Source organism: Cupriavidus sp. BIC8F, from assembly GCF_032465815.1.
Taxonomy (GTDB): domain Bacteria; phylum Pseudomonadota; class Gammaproteobacteria; order Burkholderiales; family Burkholderiaceae; genus Cupriavidus; species Cupriavidus necator.
The window spans coordinates 2,040,042-2,065,414 of record NZ_CP136095.1 but is presented as its reverse complement, the minus strand read 5'-3'; the positions used below and the strand labels follow the sequence as shown (position 1 = coordinate 2,065,414).

20 protein-coding genes and 2 pseudogenes are annotated in these 25,373 nt (G+C 65.6%); 12 read left to right on the top strand and 10 right to left on the bottom strand.

Features of this window, described 5'->3' with window-relative positions; all coding sequences use genetic code 11:
- Positions 1 to 143: 143 nt before the first annotated feature.
- The gene (locus RS901_RS29515; RefSeq protein WP_316153348.1) at positions 144 to 1,502 is read right to left on the bottom strand and encodes an IS1182 family transposase; all 1,359 of its coding nucleotides are present in this window, start codon (positions 1,500 to 1,502) and stop codon (positions 144 to 146) included.
- Positions 1,503 to 1,601: 99 nt separating this feature from the next.
- On the opposite strand from RS901_RS29515, the gene RS901_RS29510 reads away from it, so the two are divergent.
- A complete protein-coding gene (locus tag RS901_RS29510; protein WP_316157318.1) occupies positions 1,602 to 2,465 on the top strand; it encodes a transporter substrate-binding domain-containing protein in 864 nt (287 codons plus the stop codon).
- An 18-nt stretch (positions 2,466 to 2,483) separates the two neighbouring features.
- Here the strand turns inward: RS901_RS29510 and RS901_RS29505 are convergent, their stop codons facing one another.
- Entirely contained in the window at positions 2,484 to 3,803 is a 1,320-nt protein-coding gene (locus RS901_RS29505; protein ID WP_316154050.1) for a type II toxin-antitoxin system HipA family toxin, read from the bottom strand.
- The gene (locus RS901_RS29500) at positions 3,800 to 4,060 is read right to left on the bottom strand and encodes a helix-turn-helix domain-containing protein (protein WP_316154049.1); all 261 of its coding nucleotides are present in this window, start codon (positions 4,058 to 4,060) and stop codon (positions 3,800 to 3,802) included. The genes RS901_RS29505 and RS901_RS29500 overlap by 4 nt, the downstream gene beginning before the upstream one ends.
- A 372-nt stretch (positions 4,061 to 4,432) precedes the next feature.
- Between RS901_RS29500 and imuA the strand changes: the two are divergent.
- The 3 genes and pseudogenes from imuA (at position 4,433) to RS901_RS29485 (ending at position 10,224) form a co-directional block, all read left to right on the top strand.
- Positions 4,433 to 5,301: pseudogene (gene imuA, locus RS901_RS29495) on the top strand (translesion DNA synthesis-associated protein ImuA).
- Positions 5,234 to 6,805, top strand: a complete 1,572-nt coding sequence (locus RS901_RS29490; RefSeq protein ID WP_316154048.1) for a DNA polymerase Y family protein — start codon at positions 5,234 to 5,236, stop codon at positions 6,803 to 6,805. The pseudogene imuA and the gene RS901_RS29490 overlap by 68 nt, the downstream one beginning before the upstream one ends.
- Positions 6,802 to 10,224: an error-prone DNA polymerase gene (locus RS901_RS29485; protein WP_316154047.1), complete on the top strand. Its 3,423-nt coding sequence runs from the start codon at positions 6,802 to 6,804 to the stop codon at positions 10,222 to 10,224. Before RS901_RS29490 ends, RS901_RS29485 begins: the two co-directional genes overlap by 4 nt.
- Positions 10,225 to 10,728: 504 nt before the next feature.
- Here the strand turns inward: RS901_RS29485 and RS901_RS29480 are convergent.
- On the bottom strand, positions 10,729 to 11,190 hold the full coding sequence (locus tag RS901_RS29480; RefSeq protein ID WP_316154045.1) for a hypothetical protein: 462 nt from the start codon (positions 11,188 to 11,190) through the stop codon (positions 10,729 to 10,731).
- 32 nt (positions 11,191 to 11,222) lie between these two features.
- Between RS901_RS29480 and RS901_RS29475 the strand changes: the two genes are divergently transcribed.
- The 4 genes and pseudogenes from RS901_RS29475 to RS901_RS29460 all read left to right on the top strand — a co-directional run.
- Positions 11,223 to 12,242 (top strand): tripartite tricarboxylate transporter substrate binding protein, encoded by a 1,020-nt coding sequence (locus tag RS901_RS29475; RefSeq protein WP_410054196.1) that lies wholly within the window; start codon positions 11,223 to 11,225, stop codon positions 12,240 to 12,242.
- A gap of 48 nt (positions 12,243 to 12,290) precedes the next feature.
- The gene (locus RS901_RS29470; RefSeq protein ID WP_316154044.1) at positions 12,291 to 12,968 is read left to right on the top strand and encodes a 3-oxoacid CoA-transferase subunit A; all 678 of its coding nucleotides are present in this window, start codon (positions 12,291 to 12,293) and stop codon (positions 12,966 to 12,968) included.
- Positions 12,958 to 13,650, top strand: coding sequence for a 3-oxoacid CoA-transferase subunit B (locus RS901_RS29465; RefSeq protein WP_316154043.1), 693 nt, complete (start codon positions 12,958 to 12,960; stop codon positions 13,648 to 13,650). The genes RS901_RS29470 and RS901_RS29465 overlap by 11 nt, the downstream gene beginning before the upstream one ends.
- A 98-nt stretch (positions 13,651 to 13,748) precedes the next feature.
- Positions 13,749 to 13,946, top strand: a pseudogene (locus tag RS901_RS29460) (LysR substrate-binding domain-containing protein); the annotation flags it as partial.
- 18 nt (positions 13,947 to 13,964) lie between these two features.
- Here the strand turns inward: RS901_RS29460 and rraA are convergent.
- The 3 genes from rraA to RS901_RS29445 form a co-directional block, all read right to left on the bottom strand.
- A complete protein-coding gene (gene rraA / locus RS901_RS29455; protein ID WP_316154042.1) occupies positions 13,965 to 14,507 on the bottom strand; it encodes a ribonuclease E activity regulator RraA in 543 nt (180 codons plus the stop codon).
- 10 nt (positions 14,508 to 14,517) lie between these two features.
- Positions 14,518 to 15,498 carry a tripartite tricarboxylate transporter substrate binding protein gene (locus RS901_RS29450; protein WP_316154041.1) on the bottom strand — a complete coding sequence of 327 codons (981 nt, stop codon included), beginning with the start codon at positions 15,496 to 15,498 and terminating at the stop codon, positions 14,518 to 14,520.
- 134 nt (positions 15,499 to 15,632) lie between these two features.
- Complete coding sequence (locus RS901_RS29445; RefSeq protein WP_316154040.1) at positions 15,633 to 16,523, bottom strand: LysR family transcriptional regulator; 891 nt, start codon at positions 16,521 to 16,523, stop codon at positions 15,633 to 15,635.
- A 107-nt stretch (positions 16,524 to 16,630) separates the two neighbouring features.
- Here RS901_RS29445 and RS901_RS29440 point away from each other — a divergent pair, with 107 nt between their 5' ends.
- From RS901_RS29440 to RS901_RS29430, 3 genes are all read left to right on the top strand, one after another.
- Entirely contained in the window at positions 16,631 to 18,607 is a 1,977-nt protein-coding gene (locus tag RS901_RS29440; protein WP_316154039.1) for an aconitase family protein, read from the top strand.
- 188 nt (positions 18,608 to 18,795) lie between these two features.
- Positions 18,796 to 19,032, top strand: coding sequence for a hypothetical protein (locus tag RS901_RS29435; RefSeq protein ID WP_316154038.1), 237 nt, complete (start codon positions 18,796 to 18,798; stop codon positions 19,030 to 19,032).
- A gap of 472 nt (positions 19,033 to 19,504) precedes the next feature.
- Positions 19,505 to 20,647, top strand: a complete 1,143-nt coding sequence (locus RS901_RS29430; RefSeq protein ID WP_316154036.1) for a 3-deoxy-7-phosphoheptulonate synthase — start codon at positions 19,505 to 19,507, stop codon at positions 20,645 to 20,647.
- A gap of 240 nt (positions 20,648 to 20,887) precedes the next feature.
- Here RS901_RS29430 and RS901_RS29425 read toward each other — a convergent pair whose 3' ends face one another.
- Complete coding sequence (locus RS901_RS29425) at positions 20,888 to 21,985, bottom strand: porin (protein WP_316154035.1); 1,098 nt, start codon at positions 21,983 to 21,985, stop codon at positions 20,888 to 20,890.
- Between the two features lie 732 nt (positions 21,986 to 22,717).
- Between RS901_RS29425 and RS901_RS29420 the strand changes: the two genes are divergently transcribed.
- On the top strand, positions 22,718 to 23,164 hold the full coding sequence (locus RS901_RS29420; RefSeq protein WP_316154034.1) for a cupin domain-containing protein: 447 nt from the start codon (positions 22,718 to 22,720) through the stop codon (positions 23,162 to 23,164).
- A gap of 151 nt (positions 23,165 to 23,315) precedes the next feature.
- Here the strand turns inward: RS901_RS29420 and RS901_RS29415 are convergent, their stop codons facing one another.
- Positions 23,316 to 24,317: a tripartite tricarboxylate transporter substrate binding protein gene (locus RS901_RS29415; RefSeq protein ID WP_316154033.1), complete on the bottom strand. Its 1,002-nt coding sequence runs from the start codon at positions 24,315 to 24,317 to the stop codon at positions 23,316 to 23,318.
- Between the two features lie 175 nt (positions 24,318 to 24,492).
- Complete coding sequence (locus RS901_RS29410) at positions 24,493 to 25,353, bottom strand: MipA/OmpV family protein (RefSeq protein ID WP_316154032.1); 861 nt, start codon at positions 25,351 to 25,353, stop codon at positions 24,493 to 24,495.
- Positions 25,354 to 25,373 lie beyond the last annotated feature (20 nt).

Below are 25,373 nucleotides of genomic sequence, written 5' to 3'. Positions count from 1 at the left end.
CCGGGCGAATCCGAATGATCGGTGCGACGAGATTTTTGGACGGCAATCGCGCTGATCGAACGCTCTTGATGGTTGACGAGGCACTGTGATGGCACATTGGAGCGCCTTAGGGGCTCGGCTTTGGGTAGTCGAGGCGCACTTTGCTATCCAACCGCTCGCAGAACGTGCATGCGCTTGATGTTCCAGGCCATGGTCACAAGACTCCATTCGCCTTGCGCCTTGTCCAGCCCGCGCATGCTCATCTGGCGCCAACCCATTACCCGTTTGATGATGCCGAACACCGGCTCCACCGTCTGCTTGCGCAAGCTGTAGAGGGCGCGCCCGGCTTGTGTGCCCAGTCGGTGCGCCATCTGCACAACCGGGTCCGTGGTCTGGGGCTGCGGCACATCGGGGGCAAAGCGCTCCAGCACAGGGGCATGATGCGGCTCCCGCCTTAGCGCCAGCAGCGGCTCGATCCCTGCATCGTGGCACGCGATCACGTTGGCCTGACTGAAGAAGCCGTTGTCCGTGATCAGCGTGCGCACCTCGCCCAGCACCGCAGGCAACGCCGCGATCTGCTCCAGCGTGGGCACGACTTCGCGCTTGTCGTTGCACGCCTGGCTCACGTGCTGGGTGACCACCATCATCGTCTCTGTGTCTACCCCGGCTTGCGCGTTGTAGCTTTGTTCGAAGCCACCCCCCGAGACGGGCATGATGCGTGACTCTTCATCCGTGAGGTTCACCTGATCGCCATCCTTGGGCCCCGCCTCTGGTGGCTCGGGATCCTTGCCGCGCGGCTTCTTGCCAGCGTCCCGCTGAGACTTGCGCTTAGCCGTCTTGGCCTCGTACTCCTGCTGTTCGAGTTGATGACGCTCGGCGGCGCGCTGCTCGATCTTTGCCTTGGCCAGCGCCATCGCGCTCAAGCGGTCTTCGCGTCGAGCGATCTCCGCCGGCACGTCCATGCCATCCGGGATGGCTGCGCGGTCGCTGTTCTCGGCCAGCGCAAGCAGGGCCTGCACTTCCTGTCGTAACTGCGCCTCGATCTTTTGGGCATGACCCCACGACAGGGCGCGGTGCTTGCTCGCGTTCGCGTCGATCTTGGTGCCGTCCAGCGCAATGTGCCCGAGCTTGAGCAGTTTCATCTCGCGCGCCAGCACCAGCACCTGCACAAACAGCGCCTCCACCTCCTTCAGGAATCGACGCCGGAACGTCGCCAGCGTGTCGTGATCCGGGTGGGTGTTGGCTGCCACATAGCGGAAGGCCACCGAGTCGTAGGTCGCGCGTTCGAGCTTGCGGCTCGAGTGCACGCCATTGGCATAGCCGTAGATCAGCAAGCCCAGCAACACGGCGGGATGGTGCGCCGCCGAACCCCGGCCCGCGTATTGGCGTGTCAGTTCGCTCAGATCGAGCTGCTCGATGACTTCGACTACGAAGCGCGCCAAGTGATCATCGGGCAGCCATTCGTCCACTGAGGGCGGCAACAGGTACGCGGTATCTCGGTCTACGGGAACGAAGCGGCTCATCGGGTAGGTCTTTGGTTGTGCGCCAGCGATTATCTCGGACAACGTCATCTTGCGGAAGACTGCAAAGCCCGACAAACTCCTAGGCTTTCCGTGTCCCCCATGCCGGCGGCACCGGCCGGCGCCGTGCGCTGGCTGTGCGGCGCCATGCTGGCTGCCGCCGCGCTCGTCTGCGCGCAACCGGCCCAGGCCGACCTGGCCAGGATCCGCCAGGCCGGCACCCTCAAGGTGGCGGTCTACAAAGGCTTGCCCCCGTTCTCCGCGATCGCGGGCAGCCAGGTCGCGGGCATCGACGTGGCCCTGGCCAGGGCACTGGGCAAGGAGCTGGGCCTGTCGGTGGCGCTGATGCCGTTCGATGCCGACGAAAGCATGGCTGACGACTTGCGTGCCATGGTCTGGCGCGGCCATTACCTTGGCTACGGACCGGCCGACGTGATGCTGCACGTGCCGGTCGACCGCGCCTTCATGCGCGAGAACGACAAGGCGCTGATCTTCGCGCCGTATTACCGCGAGACCTTCGTGCTGGTGCAGGACCGCGAGCGCGTGCCGACGGTGCGCGGCCTGGAAGACCTGGCCGGGCAGCCGACCGGCGCCGCAGCCGGTTCGGCCGGGGCCAATGCGCTGCTGTCCGGCGCGGGCGGCGCCTTGCGCGACAAGGTCAGGATCTACCCCGAAGCCGACGCGGCATTGCGCGCGCTGTTTTCCGGCGAGATCGCGGCGGCGATGGTGACGCGCGCCCAATACGAGAGCGCGCTCAAGGCCGCGGGGCAATCCGGGGCGCGCTTTGCCGCGACGGAACCCAGCGCGCCACTGCTGCCGCAGCGCGGGTGGGCCGTCGGCATGGCGGTCAAGGCCGACGAGCGGGAACTGGCCGAAGCGCTGGACAAGGCGTTGAGCGCGCTGCGCGGCAATGGCGAGCTGGCGCGCATCTTTGCCGGCTATGGGGTGTCGATGCAGGCGCCGTGAGGGTGGCTGGCGGGCGCCTCACCTGGCCGGCCTGCCGGCCCGCGCAAGCGGCAGCGTCTGCAGGCGCTCGGCAACGACATTGCGGATCGCCTGCGGCGCGTCCAGGTCGTCCAGCATGCGCGGCCAGTTGGCATGCGCCAGCGCGACGGCTTCCCTGACGGCGGCGGTCGCAATGCGCCGCGGGACGCCGGCCTTCTCTGCGATCGTCTCATACGTTGCCAGGGTTTCTTCACGCTGCCGCTTGTCGATGGCAACGTTCTGGCCATAGGTCGCAAAGCCGGGGAGCGCCGCCACGCAGACGATGTCGTACGCCGGTGACAGTTCTGGCAAGACCCCGTTGTGATAGATCACCGAGAAGTTCTTCAGGTGCGCATCGCTGTTGCCGATCAGCGTGTTGACCGCCTGGCGCAGGAAGAACTGTCGGGCATGCTCGACCCCGCTCGGACTCAGGCGATACAGGGTGGCAACGAGCTGAATGTAGCTCTCGATGCCGGCGTACTTCTTCGCTGGCATCCTGCCCAGCATCTGGCAGCCGTCTTCGGCGTGCACACGCCCGGCCGGGGTGCGGTCAAACCTGTCCACCGCAAGGTAGTGCAGGTTTTCGCCCAACGATTCAACCAGTCCCTCGACCTCGATGGTCGAGACTGGCAACACTCTCGTCGGCGCAACATGGACGCCGGCGGCGGCCGCGAGCTGCATCGAGATCGATTCGTTGAACACCTGCGAATCATCGTTCCTGGCAGGAAGCTTGGCGATGATGTCAGACAGCCTGCCCTTGGCTGGCAGGGTGTAGCGCTTGTCCTGCAGCACCGTCGACAGGGCCAGCTTGTTCTGCACGCCGGACACCGAGGCCGCGCCCTGCGTGGCGCCCTCCACCACGGCAATTTCCAGGTTGTCCGCGCCGCCGGTCACGCCATACGTCCGCGCATACTCCGGCAAGGCGCCGATGTCCGCCGGCACGATGACGACGGCCCCGGGGAGATCATTGCCGGCCGATGCCAGGATGCCGAAATCGTCCTTGTCATCGGGATTGCTCCGCGTTGCCTCGAGCCGCTTGCGCAGTTCGCCTTCGGGCAGCAGGCCGGCAAAGTAGGGCGGCAGTTCATGGCCCGTGCTGTAGACGGCAGGATGAAAGGGGTTGTCCAGCACCTCGGCGGTGGCCTTGCGGCCGGCCTCGGTCGGGACGCTGATCGACAGGCTCAGCGTGGGGCGGCGCGTGTCGCCCCGGAAGGCTTCGGATGGCACGAACCGGACATTGCCGCTGGCCTCGCACAGGTAGCCACATAGCTGGTCGTACAGCCGGACCTCAAGAAAGCGCGGATGCAGTTCGTAGCTCATTCCTGGTCCAGGAAGATGTCGACTGCGCTGCGGGCGCTGCGGTCGGGCCCGATGCCTTTGCCTTCCAGGACTTGCCTGACTTCCTGTGCCCGCTCGTTGGGCACCAGGACCCATTCTGCGTCCAGGGCGGCCGCCAGGGCTTCGAGGGTCGATGCGCGGCTGTCCTTCTTCCCCAGCAGGATCGCCGACAGGTTCTGGCTTGCCATGCCCAGCACCCGCCCGATCTCGGTCAGGGTCTTGCCTCTGGCTGCACGCATGTCGCGGCACTGAGAAACTAATGACATAGCATTATTTCACTGATGTATGCATGTCTTAGTATGATACATCGGCGCGCCGATAACCAGGCACATATCATTCGATAGTAGCTATATTGCTATAAAGCAATGCTATCGAATTATTTTTTATTGCGGACGACCCCCGGCATGAAACCGGCCGGGAGCAAATGAAGACGGGCCGCCGCCCGCCCGTCTCACTTCCCCGGTGTCCTCCAGGCCACCCCTCGCCGCTACCCCTTGCGCTGGCACCAGATACTGTATAAATATACAGGTATCGTAAACATACTAGTTCCTCGCCGCCCCGGCGAGCGACGCCAACTCCACATGACTGCGCAATCGCACGCAGCCCCGCCCATGGCGGCGGAGGGCCTTTTTTTTCCTGCGCCGGCGCTCCCGGAGCCTGCCCCGTCTGCCCCGGCCTCGCGCCAGCAGGCGCTGTCGGCGCTCGAGCAGCGCTATCCCGGGCTGTGGCGGGCCGGCCAGCTGGGCCGTGCCGGCAGTGCGGCGATATGCCCGACCGGGTATGACGCGCTGTCGGCGGAGCTGCCCGGCGGCGGCTGGCCGGCGGGCGGGCTGACGGAGTTGCTGACGGCGCAGGGTGGTGCGGGCGAGTTGCGCCTGCTGCTGCCGGCGCTGCGCGCGCTGGCCGGGGCGGGGCGCCGCATTGCGCTGGTGGCGCCGCCTTGCCTGCCCAATGCGATGGGGCTGGCCGCGGCCGGGCTGCCGGCGCGCCAGCTCTACTGGATGCGCCCCCGGCCGGTGCCGGCAAGGCCGCGCAGCAGGCCGACATGCTGTGGGCGGCCGAGCAGGTGCTGCGCAGCCAGGCCTTTGGCGGCGTGCTGGTCTGGCTGCCCGCGGCCCGCCCCGAGGCGCTGCGCCGCCTGCAGGTGCTGGCGCAGGCCGGTGACGCGGTGGCATGGGCGCTGCGCCCGGCCACGGCGCTGCGCGAGTCGTCGCCGGCGGTGCTGCGGCTGCTGCTGGCGCCGCTGCCCGGCAATGTGCTGTCGATCACCTTCCACAAGCGGCGCGGGCCGGTGCGGGACACGCCGCTGCTGCTGCGCCTGGACGGGATGGCAGCGGCCACGCGCGCAGCCGCCTGGCCTGTCCCGGCAGGTGCGCCTGCCTTGTCTGAATCGTCTTCTCCATCTTCTTCCGATGCCGTACTGGATCGCGGTGCACCTGCCGCGCCTGCCCCTGGACGCCCTGCAGCCCAACTGGCCTGAGCTGGCGCCCGCCGTGAGCCCGCCTGCCGCCACCGCCACGCTGCACCATGCGCTGCCGGTGGCGGTGATGGCGCGCGAGCAGGTGGTGCTGGCCAACGGCCCGGCGATGCAGCTCGGCGTGCGCTACGGCATGCGCCGCGGCGGCGTGCAGGCGCTGTCGGCCGACATCGTGCAACTGGAGCGCGACCTGGCCGCGGAAGCTTCGTTGATGGAGGCGGTGGCGCTGGCGCTGCTGCATTTCACGCCGGGCGTGACCGTCGACGAGGAACCGGAGTCGGCCACGGTGATGCTGGACGTTACCGCCAGCCTGCGCCTGTTTGGCGGCCACCGCGCGCTGTGCCGCGCGGTGCGCGCCTGCGTGCGCCAGCTTGGCACCTTTGCCCAGGTGGGCTCCGGTCCGACCGCGCACGGTGCCGCGTGGCTGGCGCGCCAGCCGCTGCGGCGCACGCGGCGCGGCGTGGTGCGGCCCGGGCGCCGCGCGGTGGGCATGGCGCGCCTGCACCGGCTGCTGGACCGCCTGCCGGTGGAGGCGCTGCATACGCTGGCCGATCCGGCCTGGCTGGACGGCATCGGCTGCCGCACGCTGGGCGAGGTGCGGCGCCTGCCGCGCGCGGGCCTGACGCGCCGGCTGGGCCCGGCGCTGCTGGCGCGGCTGGACCAGGCCTATGGCGAGGCGCCGGCGCGCTTTGTCTGGTTTGTGGCGCCGCCCGCGTTTGCGCAGCGCATGGACCTGCCGGGCCGCATCGAATCCGCCGAGGGCGTGCTGACCGGCGCGCAGCGCCTGCTGCTGGCGCTGGCGGGCTGGCTGGCAGTGCAGCAGGCCGGCGTCACGCGCTGCGTGCTGGTGCTGGAGCATGAGCGCTACCGGCGCGGCGTGGACACCGACGGCACCGAGGTGCCGGTGGGCCTGGCCCAGCCCAGCCGCGACCCCGCGCACCTGTCGCGGCTGCTGCGCGAGAAGCTCGACAAGCTCAATTTCCATGCCCCGGTGACTGGCCTGGCGCTGCGCGTGGAAGCGATGGCCGCATGCGTGCCGCAAAGCGATGCGCTGTTCCCCGAGCCCGGCGGCACGCCGGAAGACCTGGGCCGCCTGCTCGATACGCTGATGGCGCGGCTGGGCCGTGACAACGTGCTGCAGCCGCGGCCGCTGGCCGACCACCGGCCCGAGCGCGCCAACCGCTGGTGCCCGGTCGACGAGCCCGGCGCCAACAAGGCCGCCAGCCTGCCGGATCCGCAGCCGGAGCGCCCGCTGTGGCTGCTGCCACAGCCGCTGCCGCTGCCGGTGCAGCGCCACCGGCCCTGCCACGGCGGCCCGCTGGCGCTGCTGAGCCGGCCCGAGCGCATCGAGGCGGGCTGGTGGGACGGCGCGCTGGCCACGCGCGACTACTTTATCGCCGAGCGCGCCGACGGCCTGCGCTGCTGGATCTTCCGCGAACGTCCGGGCCATGCGGCGCAGGACGATGGCGGCGAGTACCGCTGGTTCCTGCATGGGTTGTTCGCATGAGCGCGCCGCCTTTGCCTGTCTCGTTGCCTGCCTCGCTGCCGGGTTTGCTGCCGGCGCTGCCGGATTACGTGGAGCTGCACTGCATCTCCAACTTCACCTTCCTGACCGGCGCCTCGCACCCGGGCGAACTGATCGAGCGCGCCTTCCGCCTGGGCTACAGCGGGCTGGCGCTGACCGATGAATGCTCGGTGGCCGGCACCGCGCGCGCGCACGATGCCATCGAGACCCTGCGCAAGCGCCTGCACGACGCGGTGGCGCGCAGCGCGGCACGCGGGGAGGAGGGCGTGGATGAGCCGCTGCTGGACAATGACGAAGAGCCTGACGCCGGCGATGACGATCCCCACGCCCAAGCCAGCCGCCACCAACGGCTGCAGGCGCTGGCCCGCGCCGCCGATGCCTTCTCGCTGCTGATCGGCAGCCGCTTCAGCCTGACCCCGGCCGATGGTTCGGCGCGCCCGCCGCTGCGGCTGGTGCTGATCGCCCAGCACCGCGAGGGCTTCGGCAACCTGAGCGAGCTGATCACGCTGGGCCGCCGGCGCGCGCAGAAGGGCACCTACCGCCTGCATCCCGAAGACCTGGCCGCGCCTGCCGCTGACGAAGCGCACCTGCGCGGCATGCCCGGCTGCGTGGCGCTGCTGCTGCCCGACTATTGCGCCGATCCTGAACTGCTGCGCGAGCAGGCCGAGTGGTGCCGCGCGGTCTTCGGCGAACGCGCCTGGATCGCGCTGGAACAGCTGCAGGGCCATGCCGATGCATTGCACCGCGCGCGCCTGGAAGCGGTATCGGCACAGACCGGCGTGCCGCTGGCGGCGGCCGGCGCGGTCACCATGCACGTGCGCTCGCGCAAGCCGCTGTCCGATGTGCTGGCCGCGATCCGGCTGGGCCAGCCGCTGGCCGAATGCGGCATGGCGCTGGCGCCCAATGCCGAGCAGCACCTGCGCATGCGCCAGGTGCTGTCGCGCTTGTACCCGCGCGAGGCGCTGGCGCAGACGCTGAAGATTGCCGAGTCGTGCGATTTCTCGCTGGGGATGCTGCGTTATGAATATCCCGAGGAACTGGTGCCGGCCGGCGAGACGCCGATCTCCTACCTGCGCAAGGAAGTCGAGCGCGGCAAGCGCGAGCGCTTTCCCAACGATCTGAAGCCGGAGTGGGAGAAACAGCTGGAAGAAGAGCTGCAACTGATCGAGGAGAAGCATTACGAGCCTTTCTTCCTCACCGTGCACGACATCGTGCGCTTTGCGCGCGGGGAGGGCATCCTGTGCCAGGGGCGCGGCTCGGCCGCCAATTCACTGGTGTGCTTCTGCCTGTATGTGACCGAGGTCAGCCCCGAGCAGGCCAACCTGCTGTTCGGCCGCTTCCTCTCGCGCGAACGCGATGAGCCGCCCGATATCGACGTGGACTTCGAGCACCAGCGGCGCGAAGAGGTGATCCAGTACATCTACAAGAAATACGGCCGCCACCGCGCCGCGCTGGCGGCGTCGCTGATCACCTACCGCTCGCGCAGCGCATTGCGCGACGTGGGCCGCGCACTGGGCATCGACGCCAGCGTGGTGGAGCAGGTGGTCAAGGGCCAGGCCTGGTGGGACGGCGGCCGCGGCTTTGTCGAGAAGATCGCCCGCTACGGGCTCGATCCCGAATCGCCGGCGGTGCAGCAGTGGGCCAGCCTGACCGCGCAGCTGCGCGGCTTTCCGCGCCACCTGTCGCAGCATGTGGGTGGTTTCGTGATCGCGCAGCACAAGCTGTCGCGGCTGGTGCCGATCGAGAACGCGGCCATGGCCGACCGCAGCGTGATCCAGTGGGACAAGGACGACCTGGAGTCGCTGGGCCTGCTCAAGGTCGATGTGCTGGCGCTGGGCATGCTGTCGGCGATCCGGCGCGCGCTGCAGGTGATCCCCAACCCGGATCCCGCCCGCGCCGCATTGCCGACGCGGATGGAAGACATCCCCAAGGAAGACAAGCAAACCTACGACATGATTTGCAAGGCCGAGACCATCGGCGTGTTCCAGATCGAATCGCGCGCGCAGCAATCGATGCTGCCGCGGCTGCAGCCGCGCAAGTACTACGACCTGGTGGTGGAGGTCGCCATCGTGCGGCCCGGCCCGATCCAGGGCGGCATGGTGCATCCCTACCTGAAGCGGCGCGAGGCCTTCCGCCGCACCGGCAAGCCGCCCACTTACTTCAACCCGGTCATCGAAAAGGTATTGGGCCGCACACTGGGCGTGCCGATCTTCCAGGAGCAGGTGATGCAGCTGGCCATCGACGCGGCTGGCTTTTCACCAGGGCAGGCCGACCAGCTGCGCCGATCGATGGCGGCGTGGCGGCGGCGCGGCGACCTGCGCCAGCACCAGGATGCGCTGGTGCGCGCGCTGACCGGCAACGGCTACCCGGAATCCTTCGCGCTGGCGATCTGCAAGCAGATCGAGGGGTTTGGCGAGTATGGCTTCCCTGAGAGCCACGCGGCCAGCTTCGCCAAGCTGGTCTATGTCAGCGCCTGGCTCAAGTGTCATCATCCGGCCGCCTTCCTGTGCGCGCTGCTGAACAGCCAGCCGATGGGGTTCTATTCGCCGTCGCAACTGGTGCAGGACGCCAGCCGCAATGATGTGCAGGTGCTGCCGGTGGATGTCACCGTCAGCCGCTGGGACAGCACGCTGGAGCCGGTGGAGGCCGATGTCGCCGATGCGCAGGCCCGCACCAGGCCGCAGCATCCGCGCGTGCGCCTGGGCCTGAGCCGCGTCAAGGGCATGCGTGAAGCGGCAGCGCTGCGCATCGAGGCCGCGCGCGCCCAGCGTCCGTTCGACAGCGTCGAAGACCTGGCACTGCGCGCCGGCCTGGACCGGCACGACATCGACGTGCTGGCCGCCGCCGACGCACTGGCGCCGCTGGCCGGCAACCGCCGCCAGGCCCGCTGGCAGGCGCGCGCCGCCGCCTCGCATGCCGCGCACCGCGACCTGTTGTATGAGGCCCCACCCGCCGAAGCCGCGCTGACGCTGCCCGCGCCCCGGCTCGGCGAAGACGTGACGGCGGACTACGCCAGCCTGGGCCTGTCGCTCAAGTCGCACCCGCTGGCGTTGCTGCGGCACAAGCTGGCGGCCATGCGCTTCGCCACCGCCAGCCAGCTCGCGCGCTGCGCCAACGGCCGCCGCGTGCGCGCCTGCGGCATCGTCACCGTGCGCCAGCGCCCATCCACGGCCAGCGGCACCATCTTCGCCACCATCGAGGACGAGACCGGCTCCGTCAACCTGATCCTGTGGCCCGACCTGGTCGAGCGCCAGCGCAAGGAGGTGCTGGGCGCCACGCTGCTGGGCGTGGTCGGCACCTGGCAGCGCCAGGGCGACGTGCGCCACCTGGTGGCCAAGGAACTGGTGGATTTAAGCCCGATGCTGGGGCGGTTGATGGTGGGGAGCCGGGATTTTCATTGAGCCGCACGGTCGCCCGCCAGCGCATGCGTGATGCGTAAAGCGGTTTGCGGGCAGCCTGGTTTATCGCCAGGTCCTTTTGTTGTTCACGCAACTTTCATGCGCCGCGGGTAAGGTAGCGTCCGTCCGCCACCGGATACACAGGGCGCTGCGCCCGGCCCGCGCCTCCTGCACCGGCGCTGCCGGCGCGTGCGCCCGCCAGCCTCACCGAGCTGCCTGAAGTTACTTCCCTGCCGCGCGGGGCAAGCCCGTCCCGCATTCCTGAACCACCTCGATACACCACCGACATGAAATCGCGCCTGATCGCCGCGGCCTTGCTGGCCGCTACGGCGAGTCCCGCCTTCGCCCTGAATATCCTGCTGACCAATGACGACGGCCTGACCAGCAACCTGTAGGCGCTGTACGACGCCCTCAAGGGCGCCGGCCACAACGTTATCGTCAGCGTACCCTGCACCGGCCAGAGCGGCCGCGGCGCCGGCATCGTGATGTACAGCACCACGGTCATCGTCACGATTGTGCTTCTCCTGGTTTGCCGGCGACGGGCAAGGTGTCCGCGGAATTTGCCGGCTCCAGGCTGATATCGGCAATTTCGTGCGGGGACTTGAGTTGCCACAGGGCCAGTTCCAACTCAAGCCTCTTTGAGGCTGCCATCGATGGTGCGTGAAACAGGAAAGGTCGACACGATGCTTGTGAAGCGCATTGCCGCCTGCAAGCGGGTGCGCATGCGCTCGCCTGGAAAAATCCGAGCGCTGCTGCGGAAACCGCGGTACTGATGCCGGAAACCGGCGTCAAAACTCGGAGAAAAGTTAATGCACAGCCCGGATTTTTCTCGAAAAGGTCGATAGCCGCAGATAGCGGTGCCACAGCGTACGCATGGGTTCCGTCAGGCAGAAGCCTTCTTTTGCGAATTGTGAATTCACGTGCCCTGACGGGCGATTTATCGTCATTGACGCCGCGCTGGAACCACATCCCAGGAACATGGCGCGATACCGTAAAAGGAGATGACGATGAAGCAGGCTTTCGATGGGCGGTGGCTGGCGCGCGCCAGGCTGGCACTAGCGGCGACCGGGATGGCGGGGGTGGTTGGCGTTGCCGTCGTGGTGGCCCCAGGCACAGCGCTGGCGGCATATCCCGACAAGCCGATCCGGCTGATCGTGCCGGCGGCCGCGGGTGGTACAACGGATATCGCGTCGCGCCTGGTCGGCAAGCGCATGGGCGAGTTGCTTGGCCAGCCGGTGGTGGTGGAAAACCGCGCCGGCGGAGGCGGCATCATTGGCGCCCAGGCGCTCAGGCAGTCTGCCGCCGATGGCTACACCCTGATGATGGGCAATATCGGGCCCAATGCCATCAACTACAGCCTGTACCGGCAACTGCCCTACCGCGCCGAGGACTTTGCGCCGATTACCATGGTGGTGTCGGTGCCCAATGTCCTGGTCGTCAATGCCAGCGTGCCGGCCCGAACCGTGGCCGAACTGGTCGCGCTGGCCAAGGCGCAGCCCGGCAAGTACTCCTTTGCTTCCTCGGGCTCCGGCCAGTCGGTCCACCTTTCCGGCGAGCTGTTCCGCAAGCGCACCGGCACTGACCTCATCCACGTTCCTTACAAGGGTGCGGCACCGGCCGTGGCCGACCTGGTCGCGGGACAGGTCACCATGATGGTGGACAATCTCCCCAGCTCGCTGCCGCATATCCGGTCGGGCAAGCTGCGCGCGCTGGCGGTGACCAGCGCCAGCCGGGTGCCCGAGCTGCCTGATGTGCCTACCATGAAGGAAGCTGGCGTGAACGACTTCCAGGTGACGGCATGGTTCGGCCTGGTGGCGCCGGCCGGCACGCCGCGGGAGGTGATTGACCGGCTGCAGAAGTCTGTCGCCGGCATCCTGGACGAGCCCGACATCAAGGCAAGGCTGGCGGAGCTAGGGGGGATCCCAGGCGGCGATACGCCCGCTCACTTCGGCTCCTTCATCAACAGCGAGCGCGAGCGCTGGGCGCGCGTGGTCAAGGACACCGGCATTCCGCAGCAATGAACCAATACCGGCCGGCCGGGGCAGGTTGGCCGTCACGAGACCATCAACATGATCGACAAGACTGTGGCCTCACTGGCACAAGCGGTGGCCGGCATTACCGACGGCGCTACCGTGCTGGTGGGCGGCTTCGGCGGCTCCGGCATTCCCGGCGCGCTGCTTGACGCGCTGCTCGCCGCCGGCGCGCGCGACCTCACCATCGTCAACAACAATGCCGGCAACGGCGACACGGGCATTGCGGCGCTGATACGCGCCGGGGCTGTGCGCAAGGTGATCTGCTCCCATCCGCGTTCCAGCAATGCCGAAGCCTTTATCGAAGCCTACCGCGCCGGCAAGGTCGAACTGGAATGCGTGCCGCAAGGCACGCTGGTGGAGCGCATGCGCGCCGCCGGCGCCGGACTGGGGCCGTTCTTCACGCCGACCGCGTATGGCACGGCCCTGGCTGAGGGCAAGGAAACGCGCGAGATCGATGGCAGGGGTTATGTGCTGGAGCAACCCTTGCGCGGCGATTTCGCGCTGGTCAAGGCGCATCGGGCGGATCGCTGGGGCAATCTCGACTACCGCTATGCGGGCCGCAACTTCGGGCCGGTGATGTGCACTGCAGCCCGACACACCATCGTCCAGGTCGATGAGATCGTGCCGCTGGGCACGCTGGCGCCAGAGCAGGTGATGACGCCAGGCATCTTCGTCCACGCCGTGGTGCAGACGGGAGAACGCCATGCCGCGTGAGATGCCGCAGATCCGGCAGCTGCCCCGGCTCAGCCGCCACGCCATGGCGCGCATCGTGGCAGCCGACATTCCGGATGGAAGCTATGTCAATCTCGGCATCGGCATGCCGACCCTGGTGGCGGACCAGTTGCCGCCGGATCGGGAGATCATCCTGCACAGCGAGAACGGCATCCTTGGCATGGGGCGGGTGATCCGCGACGGCGCGGCCGATCCCGACCTGATCAACGCCAGCAAGGAGCCGGTCGCGTTGCTGGCGGGCGCTTCCATCTCCGACCATGCGATGTCCTTCGCGATGATGCGCGGCGGGCATCTCGACATCTCCGTGCTGGGCGGCTTTCAGGTCTCCGCCACGGGCGACCTGGCCAACTGGTCGACCGGCGGGCCCGACGCGATTCCCGCCGTGGGTGGCGCCATGGACCTGGTGGCGGGAGCGGCCAGGCTGTTCGTGATGATGGAGCATGTCACCCGCGACGGCCAACCCAAGCTCGTGGAGCGCTGCAGCTATCCCGTTACCGGCCTTGGCGTGGTGGACCGCATCTACACGGACCTGGCGGTGATCGACGTGCAGCCTGGCGGCGGGCTGCTGGTCACCGGCCTGGCCGAAGGCGTGTCATTCGAAACGGCGGCGGCACTGAGCGCGGCGCCGCTCATGCTGAAGCCGCAATGCCGGGTGTTGCGCTAGTGTCATACCCATGGATCCGGACGACCTGCGGCACGCTGCAGACCGGGCACTCGGAAACCCGGCGAGCCCAAAGGCTCCCCAGCCAAGGCTCGCCCATTGGATTCGGCGTCACGGTGCTGTCGGACATGGTCTTCCGGCCGTGGTCGCTCGAAGGCAAGGAGATCGAAGCCCGGCCGCTCGCAATGCCCGCACCGGATATGGAAGTGGGGGGCATCTGGCGCAAGGATGCGGAACTGTCGGTGCCGGCTGCCGCCCTGCGCGACTTCCTGATCCACGCCTGCAGCTGTTACCGTTAGGTTGGTTGCACGCGCGGACTACCGAAGTACGCATTCGGCACCATCGCCCGTGCTATCGACCCGCAGTGGTCCACGGCAAAGCAGGATGCCATCCGCATCGACATAGACGTATTTGCCAGCGCCAAAGGGAATGCCGGCGACGGTAACGTCCGTCTCCCGTTCGCCTTGTCCATGCAGCCCACCGCGCACCGGTACTGAGCCGAGGGCCAGCACGCCAACATCGAGGGTGGCCAGTGTTTCGCAGTCACGCACTGCGCCATTGACGATCACACCGGCCCAGCCGTTCCCGAGTCCCAATCGGGCCATCTTGTCGCCCAATACCGCCACGCGTCGTGAGCCGCCCGCATCTGCCACCAGCACGCGTCCGTGCCCGGGCTCGGCCAGGTATGCGCGAATGGGCCCGGCATCCTCGAAACATGTGACCGTTGCGATGGCGCCGTGGAATGCGCGGCGTCCTCCATAGGTCTTGAACGGTGATTCGTAGCCTTCGACGGCGCCCGGCTGGTTATCCGCAAGATCGCTGGTCGAGATCACGCAGGCTTTACAGGTTCCCATGATCATGCCCCGACGTTCAGTTCAGCGTCGCGCCGGCTTGCTTGACGATCCGGGCGTGCTTGTCCAATTCGGTCTTCATGAACGCGCCGGCACTCTCCGAACCCGTAGTCGAGACAATGACGCCCTGCTGCGCGAGTTGCTCCTGCACATCCTTGTCCTGCAAGGTCGCCTTGATCTTCGACTGAAGTTGAGCGACGTTCTGGGCCTGCATGCCAGCCGGGCCGACGATGGCGAGCCAGGCATCGAAGTTGTAATGCGGAAGGCCCGATTCCGCGAGCGTCGGCACATCGGGCAGGCCGGGCAGGCGCTGGGTTGTCGACACCGCGATGGCCTTCAGCTTGCCGGACCTGACGAGCGGCAGCACGGTCTGCAATGTCAGGAAGCCAAGCTGGACCTGGCCGCCGACCAGATCGGTGGTGTAGTTGCCCGCGCCCTTGTAGGGCACGTGGCTGACCTCGACCTTCGCCTCGCTGGCAAACAATTGGCCCGCGAGATGGAGCACGGTGCCGTTGCCGGACGAGCCGTAGTTGAATTCACCGGGCTTGGACTTCAGCAGCGCCACAAGCTCCTTCGTGTTGTTCGCGCGCATCGATGGGTTGACCACAAGTACCAGCGGCAGCGTGCCAATGACGGTGATAGGCGTAATGTCCTTCAACGCGTCATACGGCATGTTCTTGTAGATGAACGGGTTGATCACGTGATTCGAAGAGATCAGGCCCAGTGTCGAGCCATCCTTCGGCGCCCGCACGATTTGCTGTGTTCCGGGAACGCCGCCGGCGCCCGGCAAGTTTTCCACCACCACCGAATGGCCAAGGTTCTTGGACAGAGATTGACTCATCGCGCGAGCCACCGCATCGGCTTGCGAACCGGCCTGCGTAGGCACGATCAGGCGGATGGGTGCTTGTGCTTGTGCAGGCGAGAAATTCGCAGTGACCAGCACGAGCGAAGTCAATACGGCAAACGCGTTGCGCACTTGCTTCAGAAGTGGGGTGGGCATTACTGTCTCCGTCTATTGTGTGACACCGCATCCGAGGGCAATGTCTGGTTGGACGGAGTGTAGTGCCACGGCCAGCGCAGGAAGAGTGCTAATCTTGGGCACCCGCTATCGCACTACGGCATAGCGTAATTTCCCTAGCCCTCCTGTCTGAGTGTGTCGATGAGCGCGGTCACCGCGCGCAGCCGCGGAGTCTTGTAAGGCGCATAAACAAGCAGGCGCCTGCTACTCCACGCTTCGTCCAGAGGAATCCGCATGAATCGATCGGTACCGGCATATGCCGCACTCGCGCTTGCAGGTAACACAGCGATCCCCAAGCCAGCCTCCACCATACGACACCCGGCCTCGAAGCTGGAAACGGTCACGCTCTGGTTGAACGGCTTGCGCAGGTTCGTCGCCTGCTCGCCGAGTTCCGTCGCCAATGCGCCACCGGGCTGGACAACGACCAGGGCATGGTCGAGCACCTCGACAAAGCGCAGGCGTTCGCGGCTCGCCAGGGGATGATCGATCGGCACCACGACATTGAGCGGGTCAATGGCGAACGGCCACGACTCCAAGCCGGGCGCTGCGTTCGTGGCGACACCGATCCCCACATCGGCGCCATCGTCCAGACATGCGCGAATCGACTCCGCCGTCGAACGCTCGAACAACGCAATCTCCACGTGAGGATGGGCCTGCTTAAATAAATGCAGCCGCTCCGGAAGAAAGCCGATGATGGCCGAGGGACTGGCGGCCAGCCTGACCACGCCGGCCACCTGCTCGCCAAGGTCCTGTACCTCGCGTGCAAAGGCCACGATGTCCGCATTGAGCTTGCGGCCCAGTTCCAACGCTCGCTCGCCCGCATTGGTCAGCTCCACGCCCGTTGTCGAGCGAACGAACAGTATCACCCCAAGACTGCGCTCCAGTTCGGCAATGCGGCGGCTCAGCGCTGACTGGGCGATGTGCTCCAGTTCCGCCGCCCGCTTGATGGAACCTTCCCGAGCCACAGAGAGAAAGAGCTGGATGCTGACAGGGTCGATGCGATGCAAAGGGTATACCCGCTATCTTGGTATGCGATACCGGGAATGCTACATCAGCGCTTCACCTTGTGGAACGGGCCGACGTAAAGTCCAACAAAATCCCACAGGAGCCCCCCATGAACGTCCTCGAGCCCCGCGGCCGTATATTGTATTTGGCCGACTCGTCGACGGCGATGGCGCAGCAATTGGCGGGCCAGGATCTGACACTGGCCACCGCAGGGTCGCTACGCGACGACGTCTCCACCGACGAGATCACGCCGGTCCCGATCCTCACCCATTACGACGATGCGCTTGGACGCTATCCGTACACTGGCTACAAGGCGGGCGACACGCTGCCGTTTGTTCCCGATTCGGTTCGCCTCGGCAAGTTCAGCGTCACCGTGGCCGGCAACCGGTACGGCAAGGGGTCGTCGCGCGAGCATAGTCCGGCGGCTGAGAAGCTCGCCGGCATTCGCCTGGTCGTCGCAAAGAGCTTTGAGCGCATCTACCGCCAGAACGCCGACAATATCGGCCTCTACACTTCCACGGACTTCGGGCTCGTAGCACGCCTCGAAGCGGGGGAACCGGTTCCGATCGATGACCTCGTGGCCGGGCGCGATGCCCTCGCCGCTTCGATCCTCAAGCATGGCGGCCTGCTCAAGTTCGGGCAGCAGTACCTGACCAGCGTGAAGCCGGCCGGCATCGTTGACGCGCAACGGCCGCAGACGCTGTTCGAGAAAATCGTCCGGCGCAATCTACTGTCGACGCCTGTCACGCCAGCCAATCCCAACCCTGGCGATGGCATCTTCGTGCAGGCGCACTGGCGCTTCATCCACGAGTACTACACCGGCATGTGCGCACACATGCTGCACGCGACGTTTGGCAAGCCGGTGCAACTCAAACAGGCGGACCATATCGTCGTCTTCGAGGATCACACCTCATACGTTACGGAAAGCCCGGCGCACGTGCGCAACGGATTGGTCGAGAACGTGGTCCAGATGCGCTTCGCGCAGCGCGACTTCGTGAAGACCTACGGACTGACGTTCCACCGCACCCTGACCGACGAGGAAGTGCGGCAGGACGATGGCAGCAATGTCGCGGGCATCTCGCACGCGATGATGGCCGAGCGTTATGCGCTACCGGGACAAGTGGTCGTGGGCACCGATTCCCATACGCCGCACAGCGGCGCTCTAGGCTGCGTGGCCTTCGGCGTCGGCACCACCGATATGGCGAATGCGTTCGTCACCGGCGCGGTGCGAATGACCCTTCCCGAATCGATCCGCGTGGTGCTCAATGGCACGCTGCAGGCCGGCGTGACCGCCAAGGATGTGGTACTGCAACTGCTCGCCCAACCCGCCATCAAGTCCGGCGCCGGTGTGGGCAAGGTATTCGAATTCACCGGCCCGGTCGTATCGGCCATGAGTGTCGACGAGCGTGCGACGCTCACCAACATGTGCGCCGAGTTGGGCGGCTTTACCGGCATCGTGGCGCCCGACGCGGAGACCGTACGTTTTCTTCGGGAAAGGCGCGGCATCGATTTCGAGCTGGAACCGTGGATGTGCAGCGATGATGGCGCGCATTACGCCGCCACGCTCGAGGTCGACTGCAGCGTGCTGTCGCCGATGGTGGCGCGGCCGGGCGATCCTGGCAACGGTCTTCCGCTCGGCGAACTCGACGAAACGGTGAAAGTGGACATTGCCTACGGTGGCTCCTGTACCGCAGGCAAGCGCGAGGACTTCGACCAATATCACGCGGTCTTCCAGTGGGCGGCCGAGCATGGGCTTCGCGTTCCCGACCACGTCACGCTGTACCTCCAGTTCGGCACCACCGACGTGCGCGACTACTGCCAGAAGCAAGGCTATCTGAAAGCGTTCGAAGCGGTCGGCGCTCGCATCCTGCAGCCGTCTTGCGGTGCGTGTGCGAATTGCGGCCCGGGATCGTCCACGAGCCCGGAGCAAGTGACGGTGAGCTCCATCAACCGGAATTTCCCGGGTCGTTCCGGCCCAGGAAAGGTTTGGCTGGCCAGCCCCCCTACCGTCGCGGCTAGCGCCATCGCGGGGACGCTGATGTCGTTCGGAGAGTTGCAACGGCGCGCTCCGGCTATTGCTCGTTGATTCACCCCCCTTATCTCTCGCGGTCCAAATCTGGACTGCGGGGGAGCGTTCGCCCTGATATGCAGGGGAGCCTGTCCACAGGGCTGTAGCAAAAGCCAATTTTTAATGCCGCTGCAGTCGGATCCCTTCCCGAACTGACCGCGGGCAAGGTCTATGACGGAACCCCGAGCACGGCTGCTGCAGTACGCTTGCGCACCACCGAAGCACTATTCCCGAAATCGGCTATGGTTCGCAGCCATTACCACGGTGGCTGTCGATTCGACTTCGGCGGACCAGTACCGAAGGGAACTGAGGTTCTGGAAACCTATGCGGATACCGACATGTTTGCTCCCGCAGTGGTAGCTGCCAACGTTGGCCGGGTCGTGCAGGCGATGTTGCCGCACATGTTGCTAGGGAAGTGCGGATCTTCAGTTGGCATGCCGTGAGATCGATTCGATAATCCACTCCGACCCGGGCGTCAACGGCTTGATCTTCCCCGAATCGCAGCACGCGACACAGACGGCTTTCGAGCCAAGCTTCGTGGCACGCACGGCCGCCGTCTTGCCCGGCTATGGGCATTCGGCGGGCAGCCTGGCATCGTAGTTCCCCCGCAAAAGCCGGGACCGCTGATTGGCGGTTTGCCAATCGCCATGGTTGGCTTTGCGCAGCGCCGGGCTGATAATCACGACAGTGGCCTCGGGAGGATGCATGACGACAAGGGCTGAGGGGGTGAGAATGGCCAGGTCCTGGCTGGATGCGGGCATTTGCTGACGCGCACCAGCGCGCCTGGACCATCCCTCAGCATCTGTCGCCGTCGCTACCTGCCCGCATCGCAACGATATATTGCCCGGATTCCGCTGCGGCGCCTGACTGGCACCCGCCGGCGGTCTTCCTGTCCCAGTTCTCCAGGAGCTAGCCATGAATGACCCACAGAAATCTCCGTTGACCATTGCCGAGGGTTGGCAGGCGCCGCCGGACCGCACCAGCGTGACTGACGACGCCCGCGTCGAAGAGATCATTCCGCTGCCTCCGCCTGAACACCTGATCCGTTTCTTCCCCATCCGGGGCACGCCTGTCGAATCCCTGGTCACACAGACGCGCCAGCGCATCTCGCGCATTCTGCATGGCAAGGATGACCGGCTGCTCGTGATCATGGGACCTTGCTCGATCCACGACCCGCAGGCGGCACTCGAGTACGCACGGCGGTTGATGGAGCAGCGTCAGCGCTACGCCGGGTCCCTGGAGATCGTGATGCGTGTGTACTTCGAGAAGCCGCGTACCACGGTGGGCTGGAAAGGGCTGATCAACGACCCTTATCTGGACGAGAGCTATCGCATCGACGAGGGCCTGCGCATCGCGCGCAGCCTGCTGGTTGATATCAATCGCCTCGGATTGCCGGCGGCCGGCGAGTTCCTGGACGTGATCTCGCCCCAGTACATCGGCGACCTGATCTGCTGGGGCGCGATTGGTGCCCGCACCACTGAGAGCCAGGTGCACCGCGAGCTGGCTTCGGGCATTTCAGCGCCGATTGGCTTCAAGAATGGCACTGACGGGAACATCAAGATTGCCATCGACGCTATCCAGGCCGCATCGCGTCCACATCACTTCCTGGGCGTGCACAAGAACGGGCAGGTGGCGACGGTACATACCAAGGGCAACCCGGACTGCCACGTCATTCTCCGTGGCGGCAAGGCCCCGAACTACGATGCGGATTCCGTGGCGGCCGCCTGCAGGGAACTGGAAGCGGCCGGGCTCGGCAACTCGCTGATGGTGGATTGCAGCCATGCCAACAGCAGCAAGCAATACCAGCGGCAGGTCGATGTCGCGCGGGACGTGGCGCAACAGATCAGCAGCGGCAGTGAATCCATTTTCGGGGTAATGGTCGAGAGCCATCTGTTCCCCGGCGCACAGAAGTTCACCCCGGGCGAGCACAGTCCGTCCGCGTTGTCATACGGACAGAGCATCACCGACGCGTGCATCGGATGGGACGACTCGGTGGCAGTGCTGGATGTGCTTAGTGAGGCGGTCAATCTACGCCGTGGGTTGGATTCGCGGTTGTAGGAAAGACGTCAGGACACTTCATGCCGCCAGTATCCGGGATAGCAGCTGACGGCTCGGTTGGAGGTACTTCCGCCGGCGACACGCCGCGTCCACTATAACTAACGGACACAGGCGGGGACGGGCGTGCCCGTCCAACTCGGAATGTCCTGTTCCCGCTGTCAAGAGCACGCCGCAGACAGGGCTGCCCAATTTGCTGGTCAACCGTTTCGGAACTTTGCGCCGTCGCCCGGGCAAGTCGCATCAAAACCGGTGGCGAACGCCCATCACCGCACCCGCCTGGTTCTTGCCCGGCTGTACGTTGAAGACGGCCGACGTGCCGCTGCCGCTGTTGAAGCCGTTGACGCCCAGTGCCGAGTTATCCTTGTTTAGCGCGTAGGAGACTGAAGCGTAGAGGTCGGTGCGCTTGCTGAGCAAATAGTCGCCGGTCAGCACGAACTGCCACGGGTCAGACCCAGTCTGCCGGAAGTCCTGGTAGTAGGCCGTGCCGGTCAGGGAGAACGCCTGCCCCAGCTTGTAAGCCAGGCCCAGCCAGTAAAGGTTCGAGCCGGCGTTGGCCGCCTGGGCGCCCGGCAGCATGGCCCCATCATAGGCCTTCGCCAGGCGGTAGCCCACATATACCTTGGCATCACCCACCGCATACGTGCCGGCCACGGAAACGCGTCGCAGGACCGGCGCCTGGTTTGACGGCGTGCCGACGTGCGCATCGTCATAGGCCACGCCGAGCGCGAAGGGGCCGGAGGCATAGTTGACGAACGCGCCGAAATTGCGCCCAAATACGTTGCTGCCGGCCACTTCGCTGCCATTAGCCTGGAAGGAGTAGAAAGCCTGTCCAGTGAGACTCCCGAACTTTCCGACATATTTGACGGCATTGTCTGCGCGCGCTCCAAATTCTGGTGCAATCGAGAGGATGCCGTAGCGGTCGGCAATCGCATTAGGATCGTAGATATTGCCGAATTCGCGCATGGCGGTCTGCTGCCGCCCGAACAGCAGTGAGCCATAGTAGCTATCCAGCCCCATATAGGCGCCGCGGCCGAACAGACGCCCGCCCTGGGCCGAATTGCCGGTATCGATGTCGAAGCCGCTTTCCAGATGAAAGACCGCCTTCAGCCCGCTGCCCAGATCCTCCACGCCGCGCAGACCCCAACGCGAGCCAGACTGGTTCCCGGAAACCAGTCGCACGACACTGTCACCGTTGCGCCCGGCATTGTTGTTGAACTCGATACCGGCGTCGGCGATACCGAACAGCGTCACGCTGGACTGGGCAGACACGGCATTGGCTGCGACGGATGCGGCAACGACCGCAAGAATCCTTTTCATCTGACCTCTCATTTTGCTCATGGGCAGACGCGCATGGGACGAATGAGGCAAGACTGACATGCAGTGCCCGCAGATAACCAACTACCAGCGGCCAATGCTTGCATACCCCGTCCATGCCGCGCGTAGCCACGGAACAAGCGTACATATCGACACAGGTCATTCCGCGGCACACGCACTTTGAAGCTGAATTGTATTTGCTGTTATCTGGGTACGATGGACTATTGAATGATGCTTTGTGCGAACGCCCACCGAATACACCGTGAAACAAGGGAACGTGATCTGCTGCCCCATAAGAAGCTGTCATGAAATCAGTTCATGCAGTGCTTTAGCCTGCTCCAGCAAATCAGTGAACAGGCAAGGGACAGGAAGGGTCCGAGGACATCTACGTATCGTTCGTATCGAAGCTCGAGGCGTCTGAACGAGTGGGGCCAGTCGAGCGCTCCACGCTGATCCGCCTTTCAGGAACTTGTAGCAAAAAGGCGCCCCGTAGCCGGGGGACCAGCGGGGCGCTCAAGGAATTGCAGGCTGGATTGGAGCCTGCCCCCCGGAGTGTGCAGATGGGCACCCCACGCGCGATGTTCGCTTGCGCACGCAATTTCGGACGAGTGATCGAAATCAAAATGCGTTCCTGAGAGGCGCATAATCCTGGATGAATTGCGGTTCGTTCTGTCGGCGGACGCGCCGCAAGTGGTACGCCCCTTTCCTTCAACGCCGGCGGACTGACGAGAATCCTTAATCCGAAGGAGTTCGAAAATGACACTTAGCGGCGGCGCTCCGATCGAACCAATCAACATTGGTCAATTGAGCATTCAGTACCTGATTGATGGAACTGCCACGGGCGGGATGGGTGTTTTCGAATTGACTGTGGCCCCCGGCTCACAAGTCCCGCCGCCGCATAGCCACACACATAACGAAGAGTGCGTCTATGTGCTGGAGGGCATACTTCGGTACTCGGTCGACGGGGTAGTCCGAGACCTGGTACCGGGCGAATGGATGTTTACCCCACGTGGGTCGGTTCATCACTTTAGCAACCCGCACAATGGCACGGCCCGCGCACTGATTGTCCTTACGCCCGACATAGGTGCCCAGTATTTTCGTGATGTCGGGACAATCATAAGCGCCGGCGGGCCGCTCGACCGCTCGAAGCTTATCGATGTCATGTCCAGGTACGGGCTGGTGCCGGCGCCACCACCACAATGAAAGCTGGGCGTCGGTTTTTCGGAAGACTCATCTGACTGTTCAGGGTCTCGACAAGAGACCTTCGTTCACCCCGGAAGTCGCCATCAAAAAAAAATGGCGAGCCCAGTAGCTCGCCACGTTTATACCCGGGCTTGTATCGCGGTCTGCAACCTCAATCCAGCGTAATTTTCCCCGCCTTCACAATCTCCGCATAGCGCGCGGTATCACGCTCAATCAGCTTGCGGAACTCTTCAGGCGTACCGCCCACCGGCACAAAACCGAGGTCCGTCAGCTTCTTCGTGACCTCCGGGCTGCGCGTGGCCGCGGCGATTTCCTTGGCCATGCGTGCGACGATCGGTTGCGGCGTGCCGGCAGGCGCCATCAGCCCGGTCCACGAACTCATCACGAAGCCGGGGAAACCTGCTTCTTCCATGGTCGGGATGTTGGGCTCGCCGGGCCAGCGCTTGGCGGAAGCCACGGCCAGCACATTGATCTTGCCAGACTTCACATGCGGCATCGGCACCAGCAGCGGGTCGAAGGCCACGGAGACTTCGCCGGACACCAGCGCGGGCAGGATCGGCGCGCTACCGTTGTACGGCACGTGGGTCAGCTTGAGCTTCGATTCCATCGCCAGGCGTTCGCCCGTCAGGTGCGCGGAGCTGCCGACGCCGCTGGAGCCAAAGGTCAGCGTGTCAGGGTGCTTCTTGCCGTAGTCGACCAGTTCGGCCACAGTCTTGACCGGCAGCTTCTTGCTGGAGAACAGGAACAGCGGCAGCTCGGCCATTTCCGCCACCGGCACCAGGTCCGTGGGCTTGTAGCTGAGCTTCGAGTACAGCGACATGTTCGCGCTGTAGGCGGCCAGTACCGACACGAAGGTGTAGCCATCCGGCGCCGAGCGCGCGGCCACGCCGACTCCCAGGGTGCTGTTGGCGCCGGGTTTGTTCTCGATGATGATCGGCTGGCCCAGCCGCTGCGAAACCCTTTCGAACACGACGCGCGAGACGGTGTCGGTGGAACCGCCCGGCGTGTACGGCACGATTACCTTGATCGGCTTGGCCGGCCACGCTTCGGCAGCGAGGGCAGTGGGGGCGGTGTGAGCGGCGGCCAGGCCGGCAATGGCCATGGCGGCGAAACGCGCGCTGCGTGATACGCGATGCTTGATGCTGGACTTCAACTACATCTCCTTCCTTGGCTTCTTCGACTATCCCCTGGCGGGGATGCTGCGGCCGGATATTCCGGTCGGCCAATTATGCGGGACGCAATATTGAGGTGCCGTGGCAATACTGCCCAAATCGCGGACGCCAGCCATCCACTGTGCGATAGCCGCACGGCGCGGCCGATGATCCGGCTCAGAATTCGTAGTTGATCGAGAGGTCGAAGACCCCGTTGGTCGACTTGCGCGTGATCGGGCTGCCCGCCGCATCACCAGCCAGCTGCGAGATCGCGATGTCGCTGGTGGCAAACCAGTGCTTGTTGAAATACCGCACCGCGCTAACGCCGAAGCCATAGGACTTGATGCCGCCGCGCGCATGGTAGGCGGGCCGTCCGGCACGGGCCTGCGAGTCGCTGACGCCGTACCAGGCGTTTATGTAGCGCGAGTCGGCCAGCGTCACGGTGGGGCCGGCAAACCAGAAGAATTTTTCGGAGCTGCCCGGCAGCGGCATATAGGCGCCGATATCGCCGACCCAGCCGTCGCTGCCGCCCAGGCTGCGGCGCGCGTCGATGCGCAGCACCAGCGGGAATTCCTTCGAGACCGCGTATTCCGCGAACAGCTTGCCTTCCGGCGCCGGGTTGATATTGCCCATGCCGTCCAGATGCGGCGAATCCTCCTTTGCGCGCCGCCCAAGGTTGTAGGACAGCGCGATCCCCGCGCGCCAGTTCTTGCCGCGCAGCAGGTTCACGCCCAGCCCTTCGCCGATCGAGGCAAAGGCCAGGTCCCGGTAGCGGATATCGATGCTGGGCCCGCCGATGAGGATGTATTCCGACGAGCCGTCGTAGCGCGGCCGCACCATGGCCGCGGCGCCGAGTCGGACTTGCCAGTCGGGGATGGTGTCTTCAAACAGCTTCTGTAGCGGGATGCCGGCGGAGAACTGCCATTCCGCCAGCGGTGCCGGGGTCTGGGCGGTGGTCAGGCCCGGGGCCAGGACGGCGCCGGCGGCCAGCAGCAGGGCAATGCACGAGGACGGACGCTTGGGGTAGAGCTCGGTCACGGCAGCCTCCACGCCCGCCA

Coding starts and splice junctions, on each gene's coding strand:
- RS901_RS29515 (WP_316153348.1), bottom strand. CDS start 1,502: ATGAGCCGCTTCGTTCCCGTAGACCGAGATACCGCGTACCTGTTGCCG.
- RS901_RS29510 (WP_316157318.1), top strand. CDS start 1,602: ATGCCGGCGGCACCGGCCGGCGCCGTGCGCTGGCTGTGCGGCGCCATG.
- RS901_RS29505 (WP_316154050.1), bottom strand. CDS start 3,803: ATGAGCTACGAACTGCATCCGCGCTTTCTTGAGGTCCGGCTGTACGAC.
- RS901_RS29500 (WP_316154049.1), bottom strand. CDS start 4,060: ATGCGTGCAGCCAGAGGCAAGACCCTGACCGAGATCGGGCGGGTGCTG.
- RS901_RS29490 (WP_316154048.1), top strand. CDS start 5,234: ATGCCGTACTGGATCGCGGTGCACCTGCCGCGCCTGCCCCTGGACGCC.
- RS901_RS29485 (WP_316154047.1), top strand. CDS start 6,802: ATGAGCGCGCCGCCTTTGCCTGTCTCGTTGCCTGCCTCGCTGCCGGGT.
- RS901_RS29480 (WP_316154045.1), bottom strand. CDS start 11,190: ATGTGGTTCCAGCGCGGCGTCAATGACGATAAATCGCCCGTCAGGGCA.
- RS901_RS29475 (WP_410054196.1), top strand. CDS start 11,223: ATGACGATGAAGCAGGCTTTCGATGGGCGGTGGCTGGCGCGCGCCAGG.
- RS901_RS29470 (WP_316154044.1), top strand. CDS start 12,291: ATGATCGACAAGACTGTGGCCTCACTGGCACAAGCGGTGGCCGGCATT.
- RS901_RS29465 (WP_316154043.1), top strand. CDS start 12,958: ATGCCGCGTGAGATGCCGCAGATCCGGCAGCTGCCCCGGCTCAGCCGC.
- rraA (WP_316154042.1), bottom strand. CDS start 14,507: ATGATCATGGGAACCTGTAAAGCCTGCGTGATCTCGACCAGCGATCTT.
- RS901_RS29450 (WP_316154041.1), bottom strand. CDS start 15,498: ATGCCCACCCCACTTCTGAAGCAAGTGCGCAACGCGTTTGCCGTATTG.
- RS901_RS29440 (WP_316154039.1), top strand. CDS start 16,631: ATGAACGTCCTCGAGCCCCGCGGCCGTATATTGTATTTGGCCGACTCG.
- RS901_RS29430 (WP_316154036.1), top strand. CDS start 19,505: ATGAATGACCCACAGAAATCTCCGTTGACCATTGCCGAGGGTTGGCAG.
- RS901_RS29425 (WP_316154035.1), bottom strand. CDS start 21,985: ATGAGCAAAATGAGAGGTCAGATGAAAAGGATTCTTGCGGTCGTTGCC.
- RS901_RS29420 (WP_316154034.1), top strand. CDS start 22,718: ATGACACTTAGCGGCGGCGCTCCGATCGAACCAATCAACATTGGTCAA.